General features: G+C 38.2%; 13 protein-coding genes and 2 pseudogenes. 10 read left to right on the top strand and 5 right to left on the bottom strand.

Annotation, left to right across the window (positions count from 1 at the left end; all coding sequences use genetic code 11):
* Nucleotides 1-711: 711 nt before the first annotated feature.
* Together EL076_RS06300 and EL076_RS10490 are read left to right on the top strand one after the other, a co-directional pair.
* Complete coding sequence (locus tag EL076_RS06300; protein WP_126429699.1) at nucleotides 712-7209, top strand: S8 family serine peptidase; 6498 nt, start codon at nucleotides 712-714, stop codon at nucleotides 7207-7209.
* A gap of 9 nt (nucleotides 7210-7218) precedes the next feature.
* A complete protein-coding gene (locus EL076_RS10490; RefSeq protein ID WP_316068311.1) occupies nucleotides 7219-7593 on the top strand; it encodes a hypothetical protein in 375 nt (124 codons plus the stop codon).
* A gap of 153 nt (nucleotides 7594-7746) precedes the next feature.
* Here EL076_RS10490 and EL076_RS06290 read toward each other — a convergent pair.
* A pseudogene (locus EL076_RS06290) lies at nucleotides 7747-8996 on the bottom strand (ISL3 family transposase).
* A 237-nt stretch (nucleotides 8997-9233) separates the two neighbouring features.
* Here EL076_RS06290 and tnpA point away from each other — a divergent pair.
* Nucleotides 9234-9697 (top strand): annotated as a pseudogene (tnpA, locus tag EL076_RS06285) (IS200/IS605 family transposase).
* Nucleotides 9698-9852: 155 nt separating this feature from the next.
* On the opposite strand, the gene sdaAA reads toward tnpA, so the two are convergent.
* Together sdaAA and sdaAB are read right to left on the bottom strand one after the other, a co-directional pair.
* Nucleotides 9853-10722 carry an L-serine ammonia-lyase, iron-sulfur-dependent, subunit alpha gene (gene sdaAA, locus EL076_RS06280; RefSeq protein ID WP_126429697.1) on the bottom strand — a complete coding sequence of 290 codons (870 nt, stop codon included), beginning with the start codon at nucleotides 10720-10722 and terminating at the stop codon, nucleotides 9853-9855.
* 12 nt (nucleotides 10723-10734) lie between these two features.
* Nucleotides 10735-11406: an L-serine ammonia-lyase, iron-sulfur-dependent subunit beta gene (sdaAB, locus tag EL076_RS06275; RefSeq protein ID WP_126429695.1), complete on the bottom strand. Its 672-nt coding sequence runs from the start codon at nucleotides 11404-11406 to the stop codon at nucleotides 10735-10737.
* A 275-nt stretch (nucleotides 11407-11681) separates the two neighbouring features.
* On the opposite strand from sdaAB, the gene EL076_RS06270 reads away from it, so the two are divergent.
* The 3 genes from EL076_RS06270 (at nucleotide 11682) to EL076_RS06255 (ending at nucleotide 14827) form a co-directional block, all read left to right on the top strand.
* Nucleotides 11682-12377: a YjjG family noncanonical pyrimidine nucleotidase gene (locus EL076_RS06270; RefSeq protein ID WP_126429693.1), complete on the top strand. Its 696-nt coding sequence runs from the start codon at nucleotides 11682-11684 to the stop codon at nucleotides 12375-12377.
* Nucleotides 12378-12448: 71 nt separating this feature from the next.
* Nucleotides 12449-14233: an excinuclease ABC subunit UvrC gene (gene uvrC, locus EL076_RS06265; RefSeq protein ID WP_002891205.1), complete on the top strand. Its 1785-nt coding sequence runs from the start codon at nucleotides 12449-12451 to the stop codon at nucleotides 14231-14233.
* Nucleotides 14234-14545: 312 nt separating this feature from the next.
* Complete coding sequence (locus tag EL076_RS06255) at nucleotides 14546-14827, top strand: protein rep (RefSeq protein ID WP_002891204.1); 282 nt, start codon at nucleotides 14546-14548, stop codon at nucleotides 14825-14827.
* Here EL076_RS06255 and EL076_RS06250 read toward each other — a convergent pair.
* On the bottom strand, nucleotides 14798-15121 hold the full coding sequence (locus EL076_RS06250) for a potassium channel family protein (protein WP_003096828.1): 324 nt from the start codon (nucleotides 15119-15121) through the stop codon (nucleotides 14798-14800). The two genes, EL076_RS06255 and EL076_RS06250, sit on opposite strands and share 30 nt — an antisense overlap.
* Before the next feature lie 250 nt (nucleotides 15122-15371).
* The gene (locus tag EL076_RS06245; RefSeq protein ID WP_126429691.1) at nucleotides 15372-16922 is read right to left on the bottom strand and encodes a BCCT family transporter; all 1551 of its coding nucleotides are present in this window, start codon (nucleotides 16920-16922) and stop codon (nucleotides 15372-15374) included.
* Nucleotides 16923-17514: 592 nt separating this feature from the next.
* On the opposite strand from EL076_RS06245, the gene cls (EL076_RS06230) reads away from it, so the two are divergent.
* The 4 genes from cls (EL076_RS06230) to EL076_RS06215 all read left to right on the top strand — a co-directional run bounded on the left by cls (EL076_RS06230) (nucleotide 17515) and on the right by EL076_RS06215 (nucleotide 22031).
* The gene (gene cls / locus EL076_RS06230) at nucleotides 17515-19065 is read left to right on the top strand and encodes a cardiolipin synthase (protein WP_193383675.1); all 1551 of its coding nucleotides are present in this window, start codon (nucleotides 17515-17517) and stop codon (nucleotides 19063-19065) included.
* An 80-nt stretch (nucleotides 19066-19145) separates the two neighbouring features.
* Nucleotides 19146-19658: a GNAT family N-acetyltransferase gene (locus tag EL076_RS06225; RefSeq protein ID WP_037597922.1), complete on the top strand. Its 513-nt coding sequence runs from the start codon at nucleotides 19146-19148 to the stop codon at nucleotides 19656-19658.
* A 129-nt stretch (nucleotides 19659-19787) separates the two neighbouring features.
* The gene (gene cls, locus EL076_RS06220; RefSeq protein WP_126429689.1) at nucleotides 19788-21362 is read left to right on the top strand and encodes a cardiolipin synthase; all 1575 of its coding nucleotides are present in this window, start codon (nucleotides 19788-19790) and stop codon (nucleotides 21360-21362) included.
* A gap of 15 nt (nucleotides 21363-21377) precedes the next feature.
* Complete coding sequence (locus EL076_RS06215; RefSeq protein ID WP_126429687.1) at nucleotides 21378-22031, top strand: DNA alkylation repair protein; 654 nt, start codon at nucleotides 21378-21380, stop codon at nucleotides 22029-22031.
* The last annotated feature ends 196 nt before the right edge of the window (nucleotides 22032-22227 follow it).

Genomic DNA, 22227 nt, shown 5'->3' with positions numbered 1-22227 from the left:
TAAGCTTTATAACAATTTTTTATAGGTTTATAATCGGCAAAGTGAAGAATCTCGGCTCTTTTCTACCATTTGTCAAGTCTATCAAGGCTTTAAGTAAAAAAGGGATAAGACAGTAGCTATTCCGAAGTTACTGTCTTATTTTTAAGCCTTTTTGATTCATAAATGGGCATGCTAAAAAAACACCTCATCTGGTATTTTTTGAAATAAGGTGTCTTGCCAGTTTGTCAAGCGACGTCTAGCTCCATAGAGCCCTACGACTTTACAAGACACCACTACTTTAACATAAAGAAAAAGTAGTGAGTACTCTCTCCCGTCGGAGATTTCTTCACTACTAATCTTAGTATGTTTTAACTCTTATTAAAAAATAAATTAATGTATATTAATTTTTCTTGACTTAAATTTTTTAAATGATATACTATTTTTCTGGAGAGCTAACAATTATATATAAATGTACTACTCTATTTCCTAGATAATACTTATACTCGATGAAAATCAAAGAGCAAACTAGAAAACTATCCGCAGGTTGCTCAAAGCACTGCTTTGAGGTTGTAGATAGAACTGACGAAGTCAGTAACCATACATACGCTAAGATGACGTTGACGCGGTTTGAAGCGATCTTCGAAGAGTATTAGTAAAACTTTTTATAACAAATGCTAGCAAAGTTAAAGTTTACTATCTATTGGAAGTTAAATAAATATGTAAGGAATTAAAATGAAAAAAAGTACAGTATTGTCATTAACCACAGCTGCAGTTATTTTAGCAGCATGTGTCCCTAATGAGGTAATCCTAGCAGATACACCTAGTTCTGAAGATTCTTTAAAAATATCTGATAAAGAAACAGTAATAGGTAACCAAAACGAAAACAAAGAAAAACTTGAAGATATTCATAATGTTATAGAAACTTCAAAGGATACTGAAGAAAAGAAAACAACAATTATTGAGGAAAAAGAAGTTGTTAGTAAAAATCCTGTGATAGACAATAACACTAGCAATGAAGAAGCAAAAATCAAAGAAGAAAATTCCAATCAATCCCAAGGAGATAAAGCGGACTTGTCTGCAAGTAAAGACCCAGAAAGTCCCCAAAAAGAGGATAAACTTGTCTATATTGCTGAATTTAAAGATAAAGAATCTGGAGAAAAAGCAATCAAGGAACTATCAAATCTTAAGAATACAAAAGTTTTATATACTTATGATAGAATTTTTAACGGTAGCGCTATTGAAACAACCAAAGATACTCTGGACAAAATTAAACTAATAGAAGGTATTTCATCGGTTGAAAGGTCACAAAAAGTCCAACCTATGATGAATCATGCTAGAAAAGAAATTGGAGTTGAAGAGGCAATCGATTACCTAAAATCTATCAATGCACCATTTGGGAAAAACTTTGATGGTAGAGGTATGGTCATTTCAAATATCGATACGGGAACGGATTATAGGCATAAGGCCATGAGGATTGATGATGACGCTAAAAGCTCAATGAGATTTAAAAAAGAAGACTTAAAAGGTACTGATAAAAATTTCTGGTTGAGTGATAAAATTCCTCATGCTTTCAATTATTATAATGGTGGTAAAATTACTGTAGAAAAAGCTGATGATGGAAGCGATTTTTTTGATCCACATGGGATGCATATTGCAGGGATTCTTGCGGGAAATGATACTGAAAAAGATATTAAAAACTTTAACGGAATAGATGGAATTGCTCCTAATGCACAGATTTTCTCTTATAAAATGTACTCTGACGCAGGATCTGGCTTCGCAGGAGATGAAACAATGTTTCATGCTATTGAAGATTCGATCAAACACAATGTCGATGTTGTTTCGATATCATCTGGCTTTACAGGAACAGGTCTTGTAGGTGAGAAATATTGGCAAGCTATTAGAGCATTAAGAAAAGCAGGCATTCCAATGGTTGTAGCTACGGGTAACTATGCGACTTCTGCTTCAAGTTCTTCATGGGATTTAGTGGCAAATAATAATCTGAAAATGACCGACACTGGAAATGTAACACGAACTGCAGCACATGAAGATGCGATAGCGGTCGCATCTGCTAAAAATCAGACAGTTGAGTTTGATAAAGTCAACATAGGTGGAGAAAATTTTAAATACAGAAATATAGGGGCCTTTTTCGATAAGAATAAAATCACAACAAATGAAGACGGTTCAAAAGCTCCTAGTAAATTAAACTTTGTATATATAGGCAAGGGTCAAGACAAAGATTTGATAGGATTGGATCTTAAGGGCAAAATTGCAGTAATGGATCGAATTTATACCAAGGATTTAAAAGATGCTTTTAAAAGAGCAACGGATAAGGGCGCACGCGCCATTATGGTTGTAAATACTGTCAATTACTACAATAGAGATAATTGGACAGAGCTTCCAGCTATGGGATATGAGGAGGATGAAGGAACTACTAGTCAAGTTTTTTCAATTTCAGGAGATGATGGTGTAAAGTTATGGAACATGATTAACCCTGCCAAAAAAACTGAGGTTAAAAGGAATAATAAAGAAGATTTTAAAGATAAATTGGAGCAATACTATCCAATTGATATGGCAAGCTATAATTCTAATAAACCGAATGTAGGTGACGAAAAAGAGATTGACTTTAAGTTTGCACCTGACACAGACAAAGAACTGTATAAAGAAGAGATCATCGTTCCAGCAGGGTCCACATCTTGGGGGCCAAGAATAGATTTACTTTTAAAACCGGATGTTTCAGCACCCGGTAAAAATATTAAATCCACTCTCAATGTCATTAATGGGAAATCAACTTATGGTTATATGTCAGGGACTAGTATGGCAACTCCAATCGTGGCAGCTTCTACTGTTTTGATTAGACCAAAATTAAAAGAAATGCTTGAAAGACCTGTGTTGAAAAATCTTAAGGGAGATGACAAAATAGATCTTACAAGTCTTACAAAAATAGCCCTACAAAATACTGCACGCCCTATGATGGATGCAACTTCTTGGAAAGAAAAAAGTCAATACTTTGCATCACCTAGACAACAGGGAGCAGGGCTAATTAATGTTGCCAATGCTTTGAGAAATGAAGTCGTAGCTACTTTTAAAAACACGGATTCTAAAGGTTTGGTAAACTCTTATGGTTCTATTTCTCTTAAAGAAATAAAAGGAGATAAAAAATATTTTACAATTAAGCTTCACAATACATCAAACAGGCCTTTAACCTTTAAAGTTTCAGCATCTGCTATAACTACAGATGCTCTCACTGACAGACTCAAACTGGATGAAACATACAAAGATGAAAAATCTCCAGATGGGAAGCAAATTGTTCCAGAAATCCACCCAGAAAAAATCAAAGGAGCAAATATTACATTTGAGCATGACACTTTCACTATAGGCCCAAATTCTAGCTTTGATTTAAATGCGGTTATAAATGTTGGGGAGGCTAAAAACAAAAATAAATTTGTAGAATCATTTATTCATTTTGAGTCAGTGGAAGAAATGGAAGCTCTGAACTCCAACGGGAAGAAAATAAACTTCCAACCTTCTTTATCGATGCCTCTAATGGGATTTGCTGGGAATTGGAACCACGAACCAATCCTTGATAAATGGGCCTGGGAAGAAGGTTCAAGATCAAAAACAATGGAAGGTTATGATGATGATGGCAAACCGAAAATTCCAGGAACCTTAAATAAGGGGATTGGTGGAGAACATGGTATAGATAAATTTAATCCAGCTGGAGTTATACAAAATAGAAAAGATAAAAATAGAACATCCCTAGATCAAAATCCAGAATTATTTGCTTTCAATAACGAAGGAATCAATGCACCATCATCAAGTGGTTCTAAGATTGCTAACATTTATCCTTTAGATTCAAATGGAAATCATCAAGATGCTCAACTTGAGAGAGGATTAACACCTTCTCCACTTGTATTAAGAAGTGCAGAAGAAGGATTGATTTCAATAGTAAATACAAATAAAGAGGGAGAAAATCAAAAAGACTTAAAAGTCATTTCGAGAGAACACTTCATTAAAGGAATTTTAAACTCTAAGAGAAATGATGCTAAGGGAATCCAATCTTCTAAGCTAAAAGTTTGGGGCGACCTGAAATGGGATGGACTCATTTATAATCCTAGAGGTAGAGAAGAAAATGCACCAGAAAGCAAGGATACCAAAGATCCTGCTACTAAGATAAGAGGACAATTTGAACCGATTGCAGAAGGTCAATATTTCTATAAATTTAAATATAGATTAACTAAAGATTACCCATGGCAGGTTTCCTATATTCCTGTAAAAATTGATAATACAGCCCCTAAGATTGTTTCGGTTGATTTTTCAAATCCTGAAAAAATTAAGTTGATTACAAAGGATACTTATCACAAGGTAAAAGATCAATACAAGAATGAAACCCTATTTGCGAGAGATCAAAAAGAACATCCTGAAAAATTTGACGAGATTGCAAACGAAGTTTGGTATGCAGGCGCCGCTCTGGTTAATGAAGATGGAGAGGTTGAGAAAAATCTTGAAGTAACTTATGCAGGTGAGGGTCAAGGAAGAAATAGGAAACTAGACAAAGACGGAAATACCATTTATGAAATTAATGGTGCAGGAGATTTAAGAGGAAAAATCATTGAAGTCATTGCATTAGATGGATCTAGCAATTTCACAAAGATTCATAGAATTAAATTTGCTGATCATGCTGATGAAAAGGGGATGATTTCCTATTATCTAGTAGATCCTGATCAAGATTCATCTAAATACCAAAAGCTTGGCGAGATTTCCGAATCTAAATTTAAAAATTTAGAAAATAGAAAAGAGGATAGTCTTAAAAAAGATACAACTGAGGAAGAAAATCATCAAGACAATGAAGAGTCTATCGAAGAAAAATCTAGCTTGACTATTCATAAAACTATTTCAACAATTAGAGATTTTGAAAGTAAAGACTTAAAGAAACTCATTAAAAAGAAATTTAGAGAAGTTGATGACTTTACAAGTGAAACTGGTAAGAGAACAGAGGAATACGATTATAAATACGATGATAAGGGAAATATCATTGCTTATGACGATGGTAGTGCCTTACAATATGAAACTGAAAAACTTGACGAAATCAAATCAAAAATTTATGGTGTTCTAAACCCGTCTAAAGATGGACACTTTGAAATTCTTGGAAAGATAAGTAATGTTTCTAAAAATGCCAAGGTATATTACGGCAATAACTATAAATCTATAGAAATCAAAACGACTAAGTATGATTCCCACTCAAAAACGATGACATTTGATTTATACGCTAATATTAATGATATTGTGGATGGATTAGCTTTTGCAGGAGATATGAGATTCTTTGTTAAAGATGATGATCAGATAAAAGCTGAAACTAAAATTAGAATGCCTGAAAAAAATAAGGAAACTAAAACAGAATATCCCTATACATCAAGTTATGGGAATGTAATAGAATTAGGAGAAGGTGATCTTTCAAAGAACAAACCAAACAATTTAACGGAAATGGAATCTGGTAAAATCTATTCTGATTCAGAAAAACAACAATATCTGTTAAAGGATAACATTATTCTAAGAAAAGGCTATGCACTAAAAGTGACTACCTATAATCCTGGAAAAACGGATATGTTAGAAGGGAATGGAGTCTATAGCAAGGAAGATATAGCAAAAATACAAAAGGCCAATCCTAATCTAAGAGTCCTATCAGAAAAAATAATTTATGCTGATAGTAGAAATGTTGAAGATGGAAGAAGTACTCAATCAGTATTAATGTCGGCTTTGGATGGCTTTAACATTGTAAAATATCAAGTGTTTACCTTTAAAATGAATGATAAAGGGGAGGCAATCGATAAAGATGGAAATCTTGTAACAGATTCTTCTAAACTGGTATTATTTGGTAAAGATGCTAAAGAGTATCATGGGGAGGATAAGTCCAACGTAGAAGCTATAAAAGAAGATGGCTCTATGTTATTTATTGATACCAAACCAGTAAATCTTTCAATGGACAAGAACTACTTTAATCCATCTAAATCTAATAAAATTTATGTACGAAATCCAGAATTTTATTTAAGAGGTAAGATTTCTGATAAGGGTGGTTTTAACTGGGAGTTGAGAGTTAATGAATCGGTTGTAGATAATTATTTAATCTACGGAGATTTACACATTGATAACACTAGAGATTTTAATATTAAGCTTAATGTTAAAGACGGTGACATCATGGACTGGGGAATGAAAGACTATAAAGCAAATGGATTCCCAGATAAGGTAACAGATATGGATGGAAATGTTTATCTTCAAACTGGCTATAGCGATTTGAATGCGAAAGCGGTTGGAGTACACTATCAATTTTTATATGATAATGTTAAACCAGAAGTAAACATTGATCCTAAGGGAAATACTAGTATTGAATATGCTGACGGAAAATCTGTAGTCTTTAATATCAATGATAAAAGAAATAATGGATTCGATGGTGAGATTCAAGACAAACATATTTATGTAAATGGAAAAGAATATAAATCATTTGATGATATTAAACAACTAACAGATACGACACTAAACATTAAGATTGTTGTAAAAGATTTTGCAAGAAATACAACCGTAAAAGAATTCATTTTAAACAAAGATACGGGAGAGGTAAGCGAACTAAAACCTCATACGGTAACTGTGACCATTCAAAATGGAAAAGAAATGAGTTCAACGATAGTGTCGGAAGAAGATTTCATTTTACCTGTCTATAAGGGTGAATTAGAAAAAGGATATCAATTTGATGGCTGGGAAATTTCTGGTGTCGAAGGGAAAAAAGACGCTGGCTATGTTATTAATGTATCAAAAGATACCCTTATAAAACCTGTATTCAAGAAAATAGAGGAGAAAAAGGAGGAGGAAAATAAACCTACTTTTGATGTATCGAAAAAGAAAGATAACGTGCAAGAAAATCATAGTCACTTAGATGAAAATTACAAAAAGGAGGATTTACAAAGAGAAAATCATTCACACAAATCTGATTCAACTAAGGATGTCACAGCTAAAGTTCCTGATGAAAATGATAAAAACTTTGAAAATAAGAAGGAAGTTTATCTTAATGAACCAGAGAACATAGATAATAAACATACCAATATTGATAGTAAATCAACTACTAACAATGATAGGTTGCCAAAAACCGGAACAGTTAACGAAGTCTTCACGTCATTAGTTGCCGGAATAATGTTTACCTTAGGTGCGTTTCTTGGATTAAAGAAAAAAGATCAAGATTAAGACAAAGCTATAGATGAAAAAGATGGTGTTAAAAAGTTAGGCTTTGTAAAAGTTGCTGATAAGACTTATTATTTTGTAGAAGATGGTGAGAAGAAAACTGGTTTTGTTAAAATCGATGATAAAACTTACTATGTCAAAGAAGGTGTTCGTCTAACGGGTGATATTACTGTTGATGAGAAACATTATTTCTCTAAAGAAGATGGAATGAAAACTGGTTGGTTGAAACAAGGTGGTAGTTGGTATTATCTTGATAATTCAGGCGCTATGAAGACCTGTTGGTTCCAAGTAGATGGTAAATGGTACTATGCTTATAGTTCAGGAGCCCTTGCAGTAAGCACTACAATCAATGGTTATACAGTAAATGCCAACGGTGAGTGGGTTTAAAAGTGTAAAATTTACCATCGAAAATGTAAATAATGAAAAGAAAGCTTATAAAACGGGCTTTCTTTTTCTGCTATGAGAGGTGTATTTGAAAATTAACATAAGTATATAATTGTGGCTCTTTGTCAACTGTAGTGGGTGACGAAAAGCTAACATCTAGAGAGGACCTGATAGGTCTTCTCTTTTTTTATGTTCAGAGTGATGAAGACACGTTTCTTAAAGTTGATGAAGTTTCTAAAACCGAAGCCCAACCGTTTGATGTCTTTAATCAACTTGTTGGTAGCTTCCAGTTTTGCGTTTGAATAGTCTGTTTCTAGTGCATTTTGGATGTATTGTTTGTGTCTAAGAAAAGTTCTAAAGACCGTTTGAAAATAGTGATTGACTTTGCTTCTATTTTCCTCTATCAGCTCAAAGAATTCATCTACTCTCTTCTCCTGAAAGTGAAAAAGCAAAAGCTGATAAAGGTTATAATAATTAGCGAGTTCCTCTGAGAAATTCAATGTCTTCTCAACAACTTCATGTGGTGCTAAAGTTTGGCGGAAAGTCTTTGAATAAAAAGAGTTGAGAGATAGTTTACGGCTGTCCTTTTGGAAAAGTCGCCAGTGATTCTTCAAGGCTCGATAGGGTAGTGACTTCTTATCGAACTGGTTCATAATGGCAATTCTTGTCTTTAAAAAGGCTCGACCAAGGTGCTGGATGATGTGGAAACGATCAAGAACGATTTTGGCGTTTGGAAAGAGTCTGTGGGCTAGTGGGATATAGGCTCCAGACATATCCATCGTGATAAACTGCACCTTTTGTCGAGCTTTCAATGGATACTTCAAAAAGTAGTTTCGTATAGTGGTTTGGCGGCGATTATCAAGGATGGTTATGAGTTCGTTGGTCTCATAATTCTGCGCCACAAAAGCCAAGTCACCTTTCTTGAACCCAAACTCATCCCAGGACATTATAGCTGGAAGTTTGTCATAATGTTTCTTGAAAGTGAACTGGTCAAGCTTACGATAGACAGTGGACGTTGACACACGAAGTCTTCTGGCAATATCCGTTAGTGACACCTTCTCAGTTAGGAGTTGTGTAACCTTTTGTCGGACCAGATTAGAGATTTGGCAGTTTTTCTCAACGATAGATGTCTCAGCCACCGTTACTCTCTTACAACTTTTGCACTGGAAACGACGTTTTTTCAGACGTAGTAGAGTTGGAGTTCCAGCTTGCTCGAGAAGAGGGATTTTAGAGTTTTTTTGAAAGTCATATTTGATCATCTTTCCATGGCAGTGAGGACATGATGGTGCAGGGTAATCGAGTTTTGCTTGAATCTCTATATGAGTGTCAGTTTCAAAAACAAGTGAAATAATGATATTTTGGTCTTTAATTCCGATTAATTCTGTGGTATTCTTAATAAGTCTCATAAGTTCTTCCTAATGATGGTTTGGTTGCTTTTCATTATAGTTCTTATGGGACTTTTTGTCTGCATTCAAAAAGCTCCATAATCTCTACAGTGGTTTTACCCACTACAGAAATTATAGAGCCCCAAAAAAACACCCGCTATGTGGGTGCGCGTCGAAGGTTATACCGTTATAACAAAAAACTCCAAACGCGATACAATAAAGGTGTTCAAGCCAATTGTAAAGCGAAAGGAGAAAAATATGGCACAAAAGGCTCATAGTTTATCGCACACAAAGTGGCACTGTTCTATCACATTGTGTTCACCCCTAAGTATAGACGAAAAGTCATCTATAATCAATATCGAAGTAGTTTAGGCGAAATATTTTATCGCTTGTGTAGTTATAAAGGGGTTGAAATTATCGAGGGTCACTTAATGACAGACCATGTACACATGTTAGTAAGTATTTCATCAAGGCTAAGTGTTTCGAGTTTCATGGGTTATTTAAAAGGAAAAAGTGCACTCATAATGTTTGACAAACACGCCAATCTCAAGTAAAAGTTTGGAAATCGGCATTTCTGGGCGGAAGGTTATTATGTGAGTACAGCAGGGCTTAATGAAGCCACAATTAAGAAATATATTCAGGAACAAGAGAAGCATGATATCTCTTTGGACAAATTAAACGTAAAAGAATATGAAAATCTCTTTAGGAATAACGGTAAGTAATACTAAAGCCTCTTTAAGAGGCAAGTGACGAGTCAAGAGCAATAAGGCTTGAACAACGTGAAAGCCAGCGTCTTTAGGCGCTGGCTGGTAATTTGGGCTTATAGCCCTGGGACAAACCACCCGTTTGACGGGTGGTTATGATTTATTCTAAAAAATCAACCAAAGATTTCTTTTGCGAGTGCTTTTCCTTTCGGAGTTGTTGCTAAGCCACCTTCAGCAGTTTCACGAAAGGCAGTTGGCATAGCTGAACCGACTTGATACATAGCATCAACAACTTGGTCTACTGGAATGGCAGATGTGATACCTGCCAAAGCCATGTCGGCAGCGACTAGGGCAAAGCTTGCACCCATGGCATTACGTTTGACACATGGGACCTCAACCAATCCGGCTACAGGGTCGCAAATGAGTCCCAACATATTCTTAAGCACAAAGCAGATGGCCTGGCTGGCTTGGAAAGGTGTTCCACCAGCAGCCATTGTAATAGCGGCAGCAGCCATAGCAGAGGCGGAACCGACTTCAGCTTGGCAGCCTCCCTCGGCACCAGATATCGAGGCATTATTTGCGATGACTAAGCCAAATGCACCAGCAGTAAAGAGAAAATCCAATTGTTGTGATTCGGTTAAGCCCAGTTTTTCGATAGCAGTTGTAAGAACAGCAGGTAGACAACCAGCTGATCCAGCAGTTGGTGTGGCACAAACCAAGCCCATCTTGGCGTTAGATTCATTGACTGCCATGGCATTTCTAGCAGCACCTAAGACGGCAGAATCAGCCAAGGTCTTTCCATTTTTGATATAGGCATCCAGTTTGGCAGCGTCTCCCCCGGTTAAGCCAGTTGGTGATTTCTCAGGAGACAAACCAGCCTGAACAGACTCCTTCATCACTTCAAGATTTCGAGCCATCAGAGCTAGGATTTCAGGACGTTCCCGTCCAGTTAGCTCTGTCTCTGTAGCAATCATGAGTTTGGCGATATTACCTTGGTAATCTCGGTCAGCTTGTTGAACTAATTCTTCAATAGTGTAAAACATGCAATCCCCCTCTTAGCTGAAAAAGTTGACATTATGTAGATGAGGAATTCTAGCGATTTCAGTGACGGCCTCATCACACTGGTGCGAGTCAATTTCGATAATCATAATGGCCTTTTCACCGGCGTTTTCCCGAGTAACAGTCATTTGGGCGATATTGATGCCATAACGCAACAAAATATCTGTGACAAGGGCAATCATTCCTGGAACGTCTTGGTGGACAATGATGAGAGTCGGTGTATTCATCTTGAGATTGACCGCAAAACCATTGAGTTCAGTTACTTGGATATTTCCTCCACCGATAGAAACGCCTGTGGCAGAAATGGTTTTTGTAGCATTTTTTAAGGTGATACGAGTCGTATTGGGGTGTGGCGCATTACTATCCTTGTTAATTTTCCAGTAGACCTTAATGCCTTTTTCGTATGCGATATCCAGAGCGCGTGGGATGTCAGGGTCGTCCGTTTCCATACCTAAAATACCAGCTACTAGAGCCACATCAGTCCCGTGACCTCGATAGGTTTTGGCAAAGGAATTAAAAAGTTGAAATTCTACCTCAGTCGGTGTCTCACCAAAGATGGCAGAAACAATCTTGCCAATACGAACAGCTCCTGCAGTATGACTAGAGGAAGGCCCGACCATGACAGGTCCGATGATGTCAAAAACGGATTGAAATTTTAAATTTTTCATAACACGCCTCGTTTGATTAATCTTGTATTTTCAGTATACCACGAATTAAAGAGATTCGCTGTTTAAGTAAAAATCTATAGAATCAAAAAAATAAGCTACTTTAAGCTTTCTTTAAGGTTCAATGGATATAATAGCAGTCTATTAAGTAAGCAATACTTATTTTTCATAAATCTGAGAGGGTGGCCTGCGGGTCGCCCTTTTGTGTTTCTTTGTTTATATATAGCTGGATTGTGGTAAAATAGAGCCTAAAGATTTCCAGTTAGAAAGGATATACCATGACCTACACGCATTTACTTTTCGACCTTGACCACACCCTCCTAGATTTTGACCGTGCTGAAGATTTGGCTTTGACCTACCTTCTTGAAGGGGCTGGGGTGGCTTCACGAGATCTTAAAGTTTACAAGGATCACTATATCCCCATGAATCGTTCCATGTGGGAAGATCTCAATCATGGTTTAATCACTAAGCCGGAATTGCTTCGCACTCGCTTTTCTCGTCTTTTTGAGCATTTTGGACAGGAGGTTGATGGCAGACACTTAGCTGGCCGTTACCAGCATTTCTTGAGCCAACAGGGGCAGGAGTTGCCTCAGGCCCATGCTTTCTTATCGAACGTTAAAAATCGCGGTCACAAGATTTATGCAGCAACTAATGGTGTTAGCTACATCCAACGTGGTCGTCTGCAAGCCTCAAGCATCTTGCCTTTCTTCGACGATATTTTCATTTCAGATGAAGTGGGTGCCCACAAACCGTCTACTGACTTTTTTGAAAAAATTTCGGATCAGGTAAATGACTTTCATTCCGATTCGGCCCTCATGATTGGTGATAGTCTAACTGCTGATATTCAAGGTGGTAATAATGCAGGAATTGACAGCATTTGGTTTAATCCAAATGGTTTGGTTAATGAGACTCCAGCTGTTCCATCTTATCAAGTCAAAAACTACCAAGAAATTTTGACAATTTTGAGCAAATAGACCACTTTTCAAATTGTATTTACCTATGACTACTAAGAGCTTTTCAGCTCTTTTTTTGCTACAATGAAAGCATGAATGATCTGATTAAACATAAGTTGGAATTGCTCCCAAACAATCCTGGGTGCTATCTCCACAAGGACAAATTCGGCAATATTATCTATGTCGGTAAGGCTAAAAATCTAAAAAATCGTGTGCGTAGCTATTTTCGTGGAAGTCATGATACCAAGACAGAGCTTTTGGTATCTGAGATTGCAGATTTTGAATTTATCGTAACCGAGTCCAATATTGAGGCCCTGCTTTTGGAGATTAATCTTATCCAAGAGAATATGCCCAAATTCAACATCCGCCTCAAGGATGACAAGTCTTATCCATTTATCAAGATTACTAAGGAGCTCTATCCAAGGCTCTTGATTACCCGCCAGGTTAAGAAGGATGGCGGTCTCTATTTTGGTCCTTACCCAGACTCTGGTGCGGCCAATGAAATCAAGAAACTGTTGGACCGTATTTTCCCCTTTAAGAAATGTAAAAATCCCGCCAACAAGGTCTGTTTCTATTACCATATTGGCCAATGTAATGCCCATACCATCTGTCACACCACTGAGGACTATTGGCAAGGTTTGGTTGAGGATGTCAAGAATTTCCTAAACGGTCATGATGATAAAATCGTTAATCAGCTTAAGGCCAAGATGAAGGATATGTCTGACCAGATGGAGTTTGAGCGTGCTGCGGAGTATCGTGATTTGATTGAGGCAGTATCGACGCTGAGGACCAAGCAAAGGGTTATCCGTCAGGACATGCAGGACCGTGATATCTTCGGTTACTACGTGGACAAGGGTTGGATGTGTGTTCAGGTTTTCTTTGTTCGCCAAGGAAAACTCATTCAGCGTGATGTCAATATGTTCCCTTATTATAATGATGCTGAGGAAGATTTTCTAACCTATATGGGTCAGTTTTATCTGGATAGTCGTCATCTCAAGCCTAAGGAGATTTTCATTCCAGGAGACATTGATCAAGAGTCTGTCGAAGCTCTAGTTGGAGATGAGGTCAAGGTCTTTAAACCTCAACGTGGCGAGAAGAAGCAGTTGGTTAATCTGGCGACGAAAAATGCCCGTGTCAGTCTGACTCAAAAATTTGATCTTCTTGAAAAAGATATAGCCAAGACCCAAGGAGCCATTGAAAATCTAGGCAAACTCATGGGAATTCCGACACCGGTTCGCATCGAGTCCTTCGATAACTCTAACATCATGGGAACGAGCCCTGTATCCGCCATGGTCGTCTTTGAGAATGGAAAACCCAATAAAAAAGAGTACCGCAAATACAAGATTAAGACGGTTGAAGGGCCTGACGATTATGCCAGCATGCGTGAGGTCATTCGTCGACGTTATAGTCGTGTCAAACGCGATGGGCTAACACCACCAGATCTTATTATCATGGATGGTGGTCAAGGACAGGTCAATGTGGCCAAGGATGTCCTACGCAATGAATTGAATCTTTCTATCCCAGTTGCGGGGCTTCAGAAAAATGACAAGCACCAAACCAACGAATTGCTCTTTGGGGACCCCTTGCAGGTCATTGATTTGCCACGGCAATCCGAGGAATTTTTCCTTCTTCACCGTATCCAAGATGAAGTTCACCGTTTTGCTATCACCTTCCACCGTCAAGTTCGTAGTAAAAATAGTTTCAGCTCCAAACTTGATGGCGTGGAGGGCCTTGGACCTAAGCGCAAACAAAAACTTCTCAAACACTTCAAGTCTATGACAGCTATCCAAAAAGCTACTGTTGAGGACATCCAAGCACTTGGCATTCCAGAAAAAGTAGCAGAGGCTCTGTTAGATAAATTAAATGATAACAATTAAGTTAGACTTTTCAAGTAACTCAGAAAAACTTGGTAGGGTGATTGATAATTCAATGATTTCCTAGGAATTCTATTTCTTGAGAGTGGGACAGAAATCGGTAATTCGTTAGAATTCGATTTCGTCGTCCCACCTCCGCACAGTTGAGTAGGGCAGTAAAAGCTGATGAAATCAGCGTAGTAGAGCCCACTCAACCACTGCGTCTTGCTCGACAATCCAAAAACAATAAAGAGGCTAGGACTTTTGTCCCAGCCTCATAATTTTGAGAAATATTAGTAAAATCCATTTGATGTCGAGAAAGAGAATGACAAACAAGTGATTGTCTTGCCTGAAGAGACGAAGGAACGGATAACGGGTGATTTGTTTGAGGGACTTTATCGGAAACGACAGATTGGATTTGGAAAACTCTTCAAGACTATCAAGAAAGAATTAGACTTAGATGATGTCGAAGATGGTAATCTTGTTCAGACTGGAGAGGATAGTCAAGAAGTATCGCGAGGTCAGGAAATTGTAGCCGTTTGGAATTGGCAGAGAAAGAATTATTTTTTACAGTTACTAAGAAATATGTTAGTCAGTTTTATTATTAGATGTATTTAATTTGCTGTAGTAATTGACAATTACGGCTGATAAGCATCCAAAAAAAATAAGTCCATATACAGTTAAAAAGACGCTAGTAATACGTCCGATTAGAGTAGTAGCTAGTATATCTCCGTAACCTACTGTTGTTGATGTGACAAAAGCATACCATAGTCCATCCCAGTAATTACTTATTTGAGGTTCAACTAATAAAAGTATTCCTCCTGAAATAAAAATAAAACTTACAAAACTTATCAAAAATTGATTAAAACCTGTAACTTTTATAATATGAAATAGAGTATTTAAACGTTTCATTTGGTTCTCCTTTGTTATAGTGTTAATGAAAATTATAGCATACAAAAAGTTTCTAAATATGTATTTTAGACACTTTTTATATTAATTTTTATTATGTTTTCTTGATAGTAAGCCTCTATCGTTACAAGCTCGTTTGTGGTAAGATGAGTATAGGTCATTTATCTTAGTTCCTTTCAGACAAATGTGGTGTTTATCTGAGCCTAACATAGATGGCTTTTTCTGTCTAGCTTCGTTTTACAAATTGGGTTATTTATTCTTCATAAGATTTGAAGGGTTGATCTTTTTTAGGGTATCGTGTCGGTGTGATTGACAGTCCCATCTTGTCTTTTTCGTGTAGCAATTCAATGACTAGGGAAACCATGATCAGTACCATGATGAGTGAAAATGGAAAGGCTACGATAATCAGCGTATTTTGCAAGGCTACTAAGCCCCCTGAAAGAAGTAAGACGATGGCAATAGTCGCAAGTAGTACGCCCCAGAAGATTTTAATGTTATTCTTTGGTTTGAGATTCCCATCATCAGAGAGCATAGCTAGCACATAGGTCGCAGAGTCTGCTGACGTGATAAAGAAGGTAATGATCAAGATGATGGCAACAACGGAGGCAATAAAACCAAATGGCAGTTGACTGAAGGTTGCAAACAAGGTCTGCTCACTTGGAAACTGTGTTAAATCTACATTTCCAAGTGATTGAACATGCGTTGAAAGTGTTCCAAAGGTAGAAAACCATAAAAAGCTTAATACAGTCGGTGCTAATAAGACGATGGATAGAAATTGTCTGATACTACGTCCTTTAGAAATTCTGGCAATAAAAACTCCCACGAATGGTGACCAAGAAATCCACCAAGCCCAATAGAAAATCGTCCAAGTATTGATCCAGTCACGATTGTATTGACCAAAGGAACCAGCACTGAAACTCATACGGAAGAAATTGGAAATATACAGTCCGATACTATCGGTCAAGGTATTAAAAATCTGGACTGTGGGACCGATGATTATGGTGATGGCGAGTAGTCCAATCGCTAAAATAAGATTGGTGTTTGATAAGATTTTTACCCCTTTTCCAAGACCAGAAAGGGCTGAAATGGTAAAGAGGATGGTTGTGATAATGATGATAATAACTTGCACAAGGGCATTGTTTGGAATACCAAAGAGGTAGTTGAGTCCCCCATTGATTTGGGCTGCCCCAAAACCAAGAGTGGTTGCCACCCCGATAACAGTAGCGACCACTGTAATCGTATCTACGATCTTACCAAGGATACCGTTTGTTTTTTTACCAAACAAGGGCTTTAAGGTAACCGATAAAAGATATTTCTCTTTTTTTCGGAAACCAAAGTAGGCGAGGGCCAGGGCGATTAAAGCATATATTGCCCAGGCATGGATGCCCCAGTGAAAGAAAGTGTAACGGAAAGCATCGGCTAAGGCTTCCTGCGACCCTGGGGTAGCTCGTACCGTTGAAATGGCATAATGGGATAAGGGCTCTGCGGCACCGTAGAAGACAAGGCCGATTCCCATTCCAGCAGAAAATATCATGGCAATCCAAGAGATAGTAGAGTGTTCAGGCACCGAATTGGGTTCCCCCAGTTTGATTTGCCCAACGGGACTAACCAGGAAAAAGCCACAAAGTAGAACGATTGACGTGACCAGTAATAAGTAAAACCAGCCAAGTTTATCTGAAATAACTTCCCTTAGTTGTTCTGACCAAACTTGGTAGCCGTCAGGCATAACAATACCAAGAAGGACGAGGATAGCCAGTAGCACAAAAGAGGTTTTTAAGACCGGCGTTAAATTTTTAGTTGACATAAAGTCTCCTTTCATTCTCTACCATTATATCAAAAATGATAAAAACTTAAAAATGAGGGGAGATTAGATAACACCCAGCTAGTTATAATTTTTAGTTGATTAACTAGAGACGTTTAAGAACCTAAATTGTCAAATTAAGTTAGACTTTTCAAGTAACTCAGAAAAACTTGGTAGGGTGATTGATAATTCAATGATTTCCTAGGAATTCTATTTCTTGAGAGTGGGACAGAAATCGGTAATTCGTTAGAATTCGATTTCGTCGTCCCACCTCCGCACAGTTGAGTAGGGCTGTAAAAGCTGATGAAATCAGTGTAGTAGAGCCCACTCAACCACTGCGTCTTTCTCGACAATCCAAAGACAAATTGAGAGGCTAGGACTTTTGTCCCAGCCTCATAATTTTGAGAAACATTCGTAAAATCCATTTGTTTCGGTAATCCATTTCGTCCTATATGTTAGTTCTTTTCAGATAAATGTGGTGTTTATCTGAGCCTAACATAGATGGCTTTTTCTGTCTAGCTTAATTTTACAAATTTGGTTATAATAAGATTAATTAAAAAGGGAAAGGAGTCATGCTATCAAAAACGAAGCTAAAATTGAACGTCTTTATGATAAGAGTCGTCGCGGATTTCTTCGTGGAATCTTTAGTCGTGCTACGATTATCTTCTTAATCATCTTACTGCAGCTTGTTGTTGTGGCCATGTCTTACCTCTGGTTGCATCAATATAGGATACACCTGCAAGTTACAGAAGTAGTCCTTCGTATTCTGGCCATTATTTATCTCTTTCAAAGTGATATGGAGTCGACGGCTGTTAATACGTGGCTGCTGATTGTCTTACCTTTCCCTATTATCGGAACCTTACTCCTAGCCTATACAAAACTAGATTTGGGCTATACAGGGATGAAGCGTGCGATTCAGAGCAATATTGACCGCAGTTCTGGCATATTGAAACAGGATGATCAGGCTCTCGAAGAGCTTAAGCAGCGTCACACGAGCAACTACAACTTGGTCCAATATCTTGAAAATGTTAATGGGCATTTTCCTGTCTATCGTCAAACGAAGACGACCTATTTTCCAAGTGGTGAGGCCAAGTTTGAGGAAATGAAGAAACAACTCCTTAAAGCGGAGAAGTACATTTTCTTGGAATATTTCATTATTGACGAAGGGGAGATGTGGGGTGAAATCCTAGCTATCTTGAAACAGAAGGTTCAAGAAGGGGTGGAAGTTCGAGTCCTATATGACGGCATGATCGAATTTTCAACCTTGAGTTTCGACTATAAGAAACGTATGGAGAGAATTGGTATTCAATCTCGTGTTTTTGCCTCTGTAACGCCTTTCTTGTCGACCTATTACAACTATCGTGACCATAGAAAAATCTTGCTGATTGATGGTAAGGTTGCTTTTACAGGTGGGGTTAATCTAGCTGATGAGTATATCAACAAAATTGAGCGTTTTGGCCATTGGAAAGATACCGCACTTATGGTTGAGGGGCCAGCAGTCGATACTTTCTTAGTCCTCTTCCTTCAGATGTGGACTTACTCTCATGAAACACTGGATGTGACCCCCTATATGGTCGAGCATGAGGCCTTTGATACTCCTGGTTTTGTTGTCCCTTACGGGGATATTCCACTTGATAAGGATAAGGTTGGTGAGAATGTTTATATTGATATCCTAAACCATGCGCGTGATTTTGTTCATATCATGACACCTTATCTTATTTTAGATGGTGAGTTACTGCATGCTTTGAAGTTTGCGGCTGAGCGTGGGGTAGACGTCAGTATCATCATGCCAGGCATTCCTGATAAAAAGTCAGCTTACTACCTAGCTAAGACTTACTACCCAACACTTTTGGCATCCGGAGTTAAAATCTACGAGTACACACCTGGATTTGTTCATGCTAAGGTCTTTGTGAGTGACAATAGTAGGGCAGTTGTTGGAACGATTAATTTAGATTACCGTAGTCTTTATCACCACTTTGAGTGTGCGACCTATCTTTACAGGACGTCATCAGTGGTAGGTATTGAAGAAGATTTCCAAGCGACAATGGCCAAGTGTCATCGAGTCAGCATGGCTGATGTTAAAAATCGACCATTCCACCAGAAGTGCTTAGGCTTATTGACCAGATTAGTTGCGCCATTGATGTAGTGACAATTTCTTTTCGAAGAGGGTTGAGCCCTCTTTTTTTATAGTTTAAAATAAAGATAATGAAGTCGAAGGAGAAAATGATGTTAACCATTCGTCCAGCCAGCTTGTCAGATGCACAAGCTATTCAGGCCATCTACGCACCCTATGTCGAGAAGACAGCTATTACCTTTGAATATGAGGTTCCCAGTGTTCAAGAGTTTGAAAAACGCATTTGCAAGACGCTTGAAACATATCCCTATTTAGTCGCAGAAGAGAATGGCCAAGTGCTAGGCTATGCTTATGCCTCAACCTATTATGCTCGTACAGCCTATGATTGGACGACAGAGCTGTCTATCTATCTTCATGAAGATGCACGTGGTCGAGGTTTGGGAAGCCAGCTCTATGATGCCCTAGAGAAGGAACTTGAGAAGCGTGGGTACTTGCGTTTCCTAGCCTGCATTGCAGTTCCTAACGAGGCCAGCATTGCCATGCATGAAAAACGTGGCTATGTTCAAGTTGCCCATTTTCCAAAAGTTGGCTACAAGTTTGAGCAATGGCACGACATCGTCTGGATGCAAAAGACCATAGATGGTCCTGTCAGGAAAATACAGTAGAAATCACGACATTTGTAAACCACAATGGCTAATTATCCCTGCCTTTTGCATAGGCTAAAACGATACTAATAAAATTATTGAAAGAGATCGGAAAGTTGTGATGGTCTCCCCTACATGAAAGGAGCTTATATGTCTCAAGTAAGCAGTGCTAGACTGTTACCTCAAAAGCCCTCCAGATGGGCTAAAATTCTACTTAACCGAAAGGTTCCCATTCTCCTGTTCTTCTTACTGGAATTGGCCTTTCTTGTCTTTTCATATCTCAGCCTACAAGAGCATTTCCCATCCATTATCTTATGGGAACACTTGTTGAGTGTCTTTACCTTCTTTTACTTGCTCAATCGTTCCATGGATTCTCGTTCCAAACTGTCCTGGATGATTATCATTGCCCTCTTTCCAATTTTTGGGACGGCTCTGCTTTACTTTTCACTGGCTGATTTGGGTGTGAGACGCTTGAAGAAACGGCTTGAGGATGCTACAGTGCAGGTATCCGACTATCTAAGTACCGATCCAGAAGTTGCTGATTATTTATCCCAAAGTGATCGCCAATTACAGAAATTAGCTTATTTTTTGGAGCATAGTCCAGCACAGTTTCCTATCTACAGAAACACAGAGGTTACCTATTTTCCACTTGGAGATGACATGCTTCCAGCCTTGTTGGAGGATTTGAAAAAGGCGGAGCGTTATATCTTCATGGAATATTTCATCATTGACGAAGGAATCATGTGGGGCGAGATTTTAACCATTTTAGAGGAGAAGGCCAAGGCAGGTCTGGACGTTCGTGTCATGTTTGATGGGATGAATGAGATGACTACCTTGTCCTACGATTATATTGAGCGACTACACAAGGTTGGCATTAAAGCTCAGGCCTTCTCACCAGTCAAGCCTATTCTATCAACCTATTACAATTACCGAGACCATCGAAAGATTACAGTGATTGATGGTCAAGTTGCTTACACTGGTGGCGTTAATATCGCTGACGAGTATGTTAATAAACGAGAACGCTTTGGGCATTGGAAGGACACGGCCCTTCGCTTAGATGGTACAGCAGTTCAAACGCTAAAAGCTCTCTTTTTGACCATGTGGACAGTGACTGGAATAGAAGATAAAACAGATATGGATCGCTATCTACAAGAAGAACCACAAAAAAGAAAGAGTCAGGGCTTTGTACTCCCTTATGGCAATTCACCACTGACCTACCACAAGGTTGCCGAAAATGTTTATTTACATCTTCTAAATACATCAACTAATTATGTCTATATCATGACGCCTTATTTGATTTTGGATGACGAATTGGTTCGGGCCATGACCTTTGCGGCCAGACGAGGTGTGGATGTTCGTATCATTATGCCAGGAATTCCAGATAAACAGTATGCCTTTGATATTGCGACGACCTATTTTAAAGCCCTCTTGGATGCTGGCGTCCGTATTTTCCGCTATACCCCAGGCTTTGTCCATGCTAAAGTTTATGTTTCTGATGGTCAACAAGCTGTGGTAGGTACCATTAATACAGACTACCGAAGTCTCTATCAAAATTTTGAAGACGGGGTTTATCTCTATAAAAATTTGGAAGTGATTAAGATTGAACAAGATTTTGAGAAAACCCAGGCTCTCTCAGAGGAAGTGACATTGGAAAGTTTATCAAAAATGCCTTTAGCTCATCGTCTATGTGGCTATCTCTTTTCTTTGATTGGACCTTTGATGTAAAAAAGGAGGAATCATATGGATACAAAAATTCTTTTGAAATTGTTAGAAGACCAAGCTAATCCAACGAAAGTCCCAGCAATGGAAGCTTATATGAAAAATAAATTCAGCTTTCTTGGCGTTCAAAAACCAATTCTCAAAAAGATTGAAAGAGAGTTTTTTAAGCCTTTCATAAAAAATCCAATTGATTGGACTTTTGTGGAAGAGTGTTGGCAGCAACCTTACCGTGAGTTTCAATATATTGCTATGGATTATCTGGATAAAAAGAAGAAGGAGCTTAGACCTGAAGATTTTCCAAAGCTAAAGGAATTGGCTCAAACCAAATCATGGTGGGACAGTATAGATCAATTGGACCTTATCATCGGAGAGGTTACTTTTCACTATCCAGAAACCAAGAGTATCATGCGCCAATGGAGTCTTGATGAGGATTTTTGGTTGAGACGTATTGCCATTGACCACCAGCTTATGCGTAAAGATTTGACAGATACTGCTCTCCTAGCAGAGGTTATCTGTAACAACTTTGGGCAGACAGAGTTTTTCATTAATAAGGCTATCGGTTGGAGTTTGCGCAATTACTCAAAGGTAAATCCTGATTGGGTTCGGGCTTTTATTGATCAACATGCTAGTCAAATGGCATCTCTTAGCATTCGTGAGGCAAGTAAGTATTTATAGAAATCAAGAGCTTGACTCTTGCGTTCATTATGCTAGAATAGAAACATGCGATGAGTCGATTGGCTCTTTAGAGCCTTTTGCGCTGAGGAGGTCTACATTAAATTGTAACGCAGGAGCGGACCTTGAGTAGTTGTGTGAACCTGCTACTCTCATCGAAAGATGCCTCTTATCCCTTGCCGTTTGGTAGGGGATTTTT

The organism is Streptococcus vestibularis (assembly GCF_900636445.1).
Classification (GTDB): Bacteria; Bacillota; Bacilli; order Lactobacillales; family Streptococcaceae; genus Streptococcus; species Streptococcus vestibularis.
This window is presented reverse-complemented; position numbering and strand designations above follow the sequence as displayed.

Excerpts from the sequence above, each read along its gene's own strand:
- EL076_RS06245 (WP_126429691.1), bottom strand. The coding sequence starts at position 16,922 with ATGTCAACTAAAAATTTAACGCCGGTCTTAAAAACCTCTTTTGTGCTA.
- EL076_RS06250 (WP_003096828.1), bottom strand. The coding sequence starts at position 15,121 with ATGAAACGTTTAAATACTCTATTTCATATTATAAAAGTTACAGGTTTT.
- EL076_RS06300 (WP_126429699.1), top strand. The coding sequence starts at position 712 with ATGAAAAAAAGTACAGTATTGTCATTAACCACAGCTGCAGTTATTTTA.
- uvrC (WP_002891205.1), top strand. The coding sequence starts at position 12,449 with ATGAATGATCTGATTAAACATAAGTTGGAATTGCTCCCAAACAATCCT.
- cls (WP_126429689.1), top strand. The coding sequence starts at position 19,788 with ATGTCTCAAGTAAGCAGTGCTAGACTGTTACCTCAAAAGCCCTCCAGA.
- EL076_RS06270 (WP_126429693.1), top strand. The coding sequence starts at position 11,682 with ATGACCTACACGCATTTACTTTTCGACCTTGACCACACCCTCCTAGAT.
- EL076_RS06225 (WP_037597922.1), top strand. The coding sequence starts at position 19,146 with ATGTTAACCATTCGTCCAGCCAGCTTGTCAGATGCACAAGCTATTCAG.
- EL076_RS06215 (WP_126429687.1), top strand. The coding sequence starts at position 21,378 with ATGGATACAAAAATTCTTTTGAAATTGTTAGAAGACCAAGCTAATCCA.
- sdaAB (WP_126429695.1), bottom strand. The coding sequence starts at position 11,406 with ATGAAAAATTTAAAATTTCAATCCGTTTTTGACATCATCGGACCTGTC.
- sdaAA (WP_126429697.1), bottom strand. The coding sequence starts at position 10,722 with ATGTTTTACACTATTGAAGAATTAGTTCAACAAGCTGACCGAGATTAC.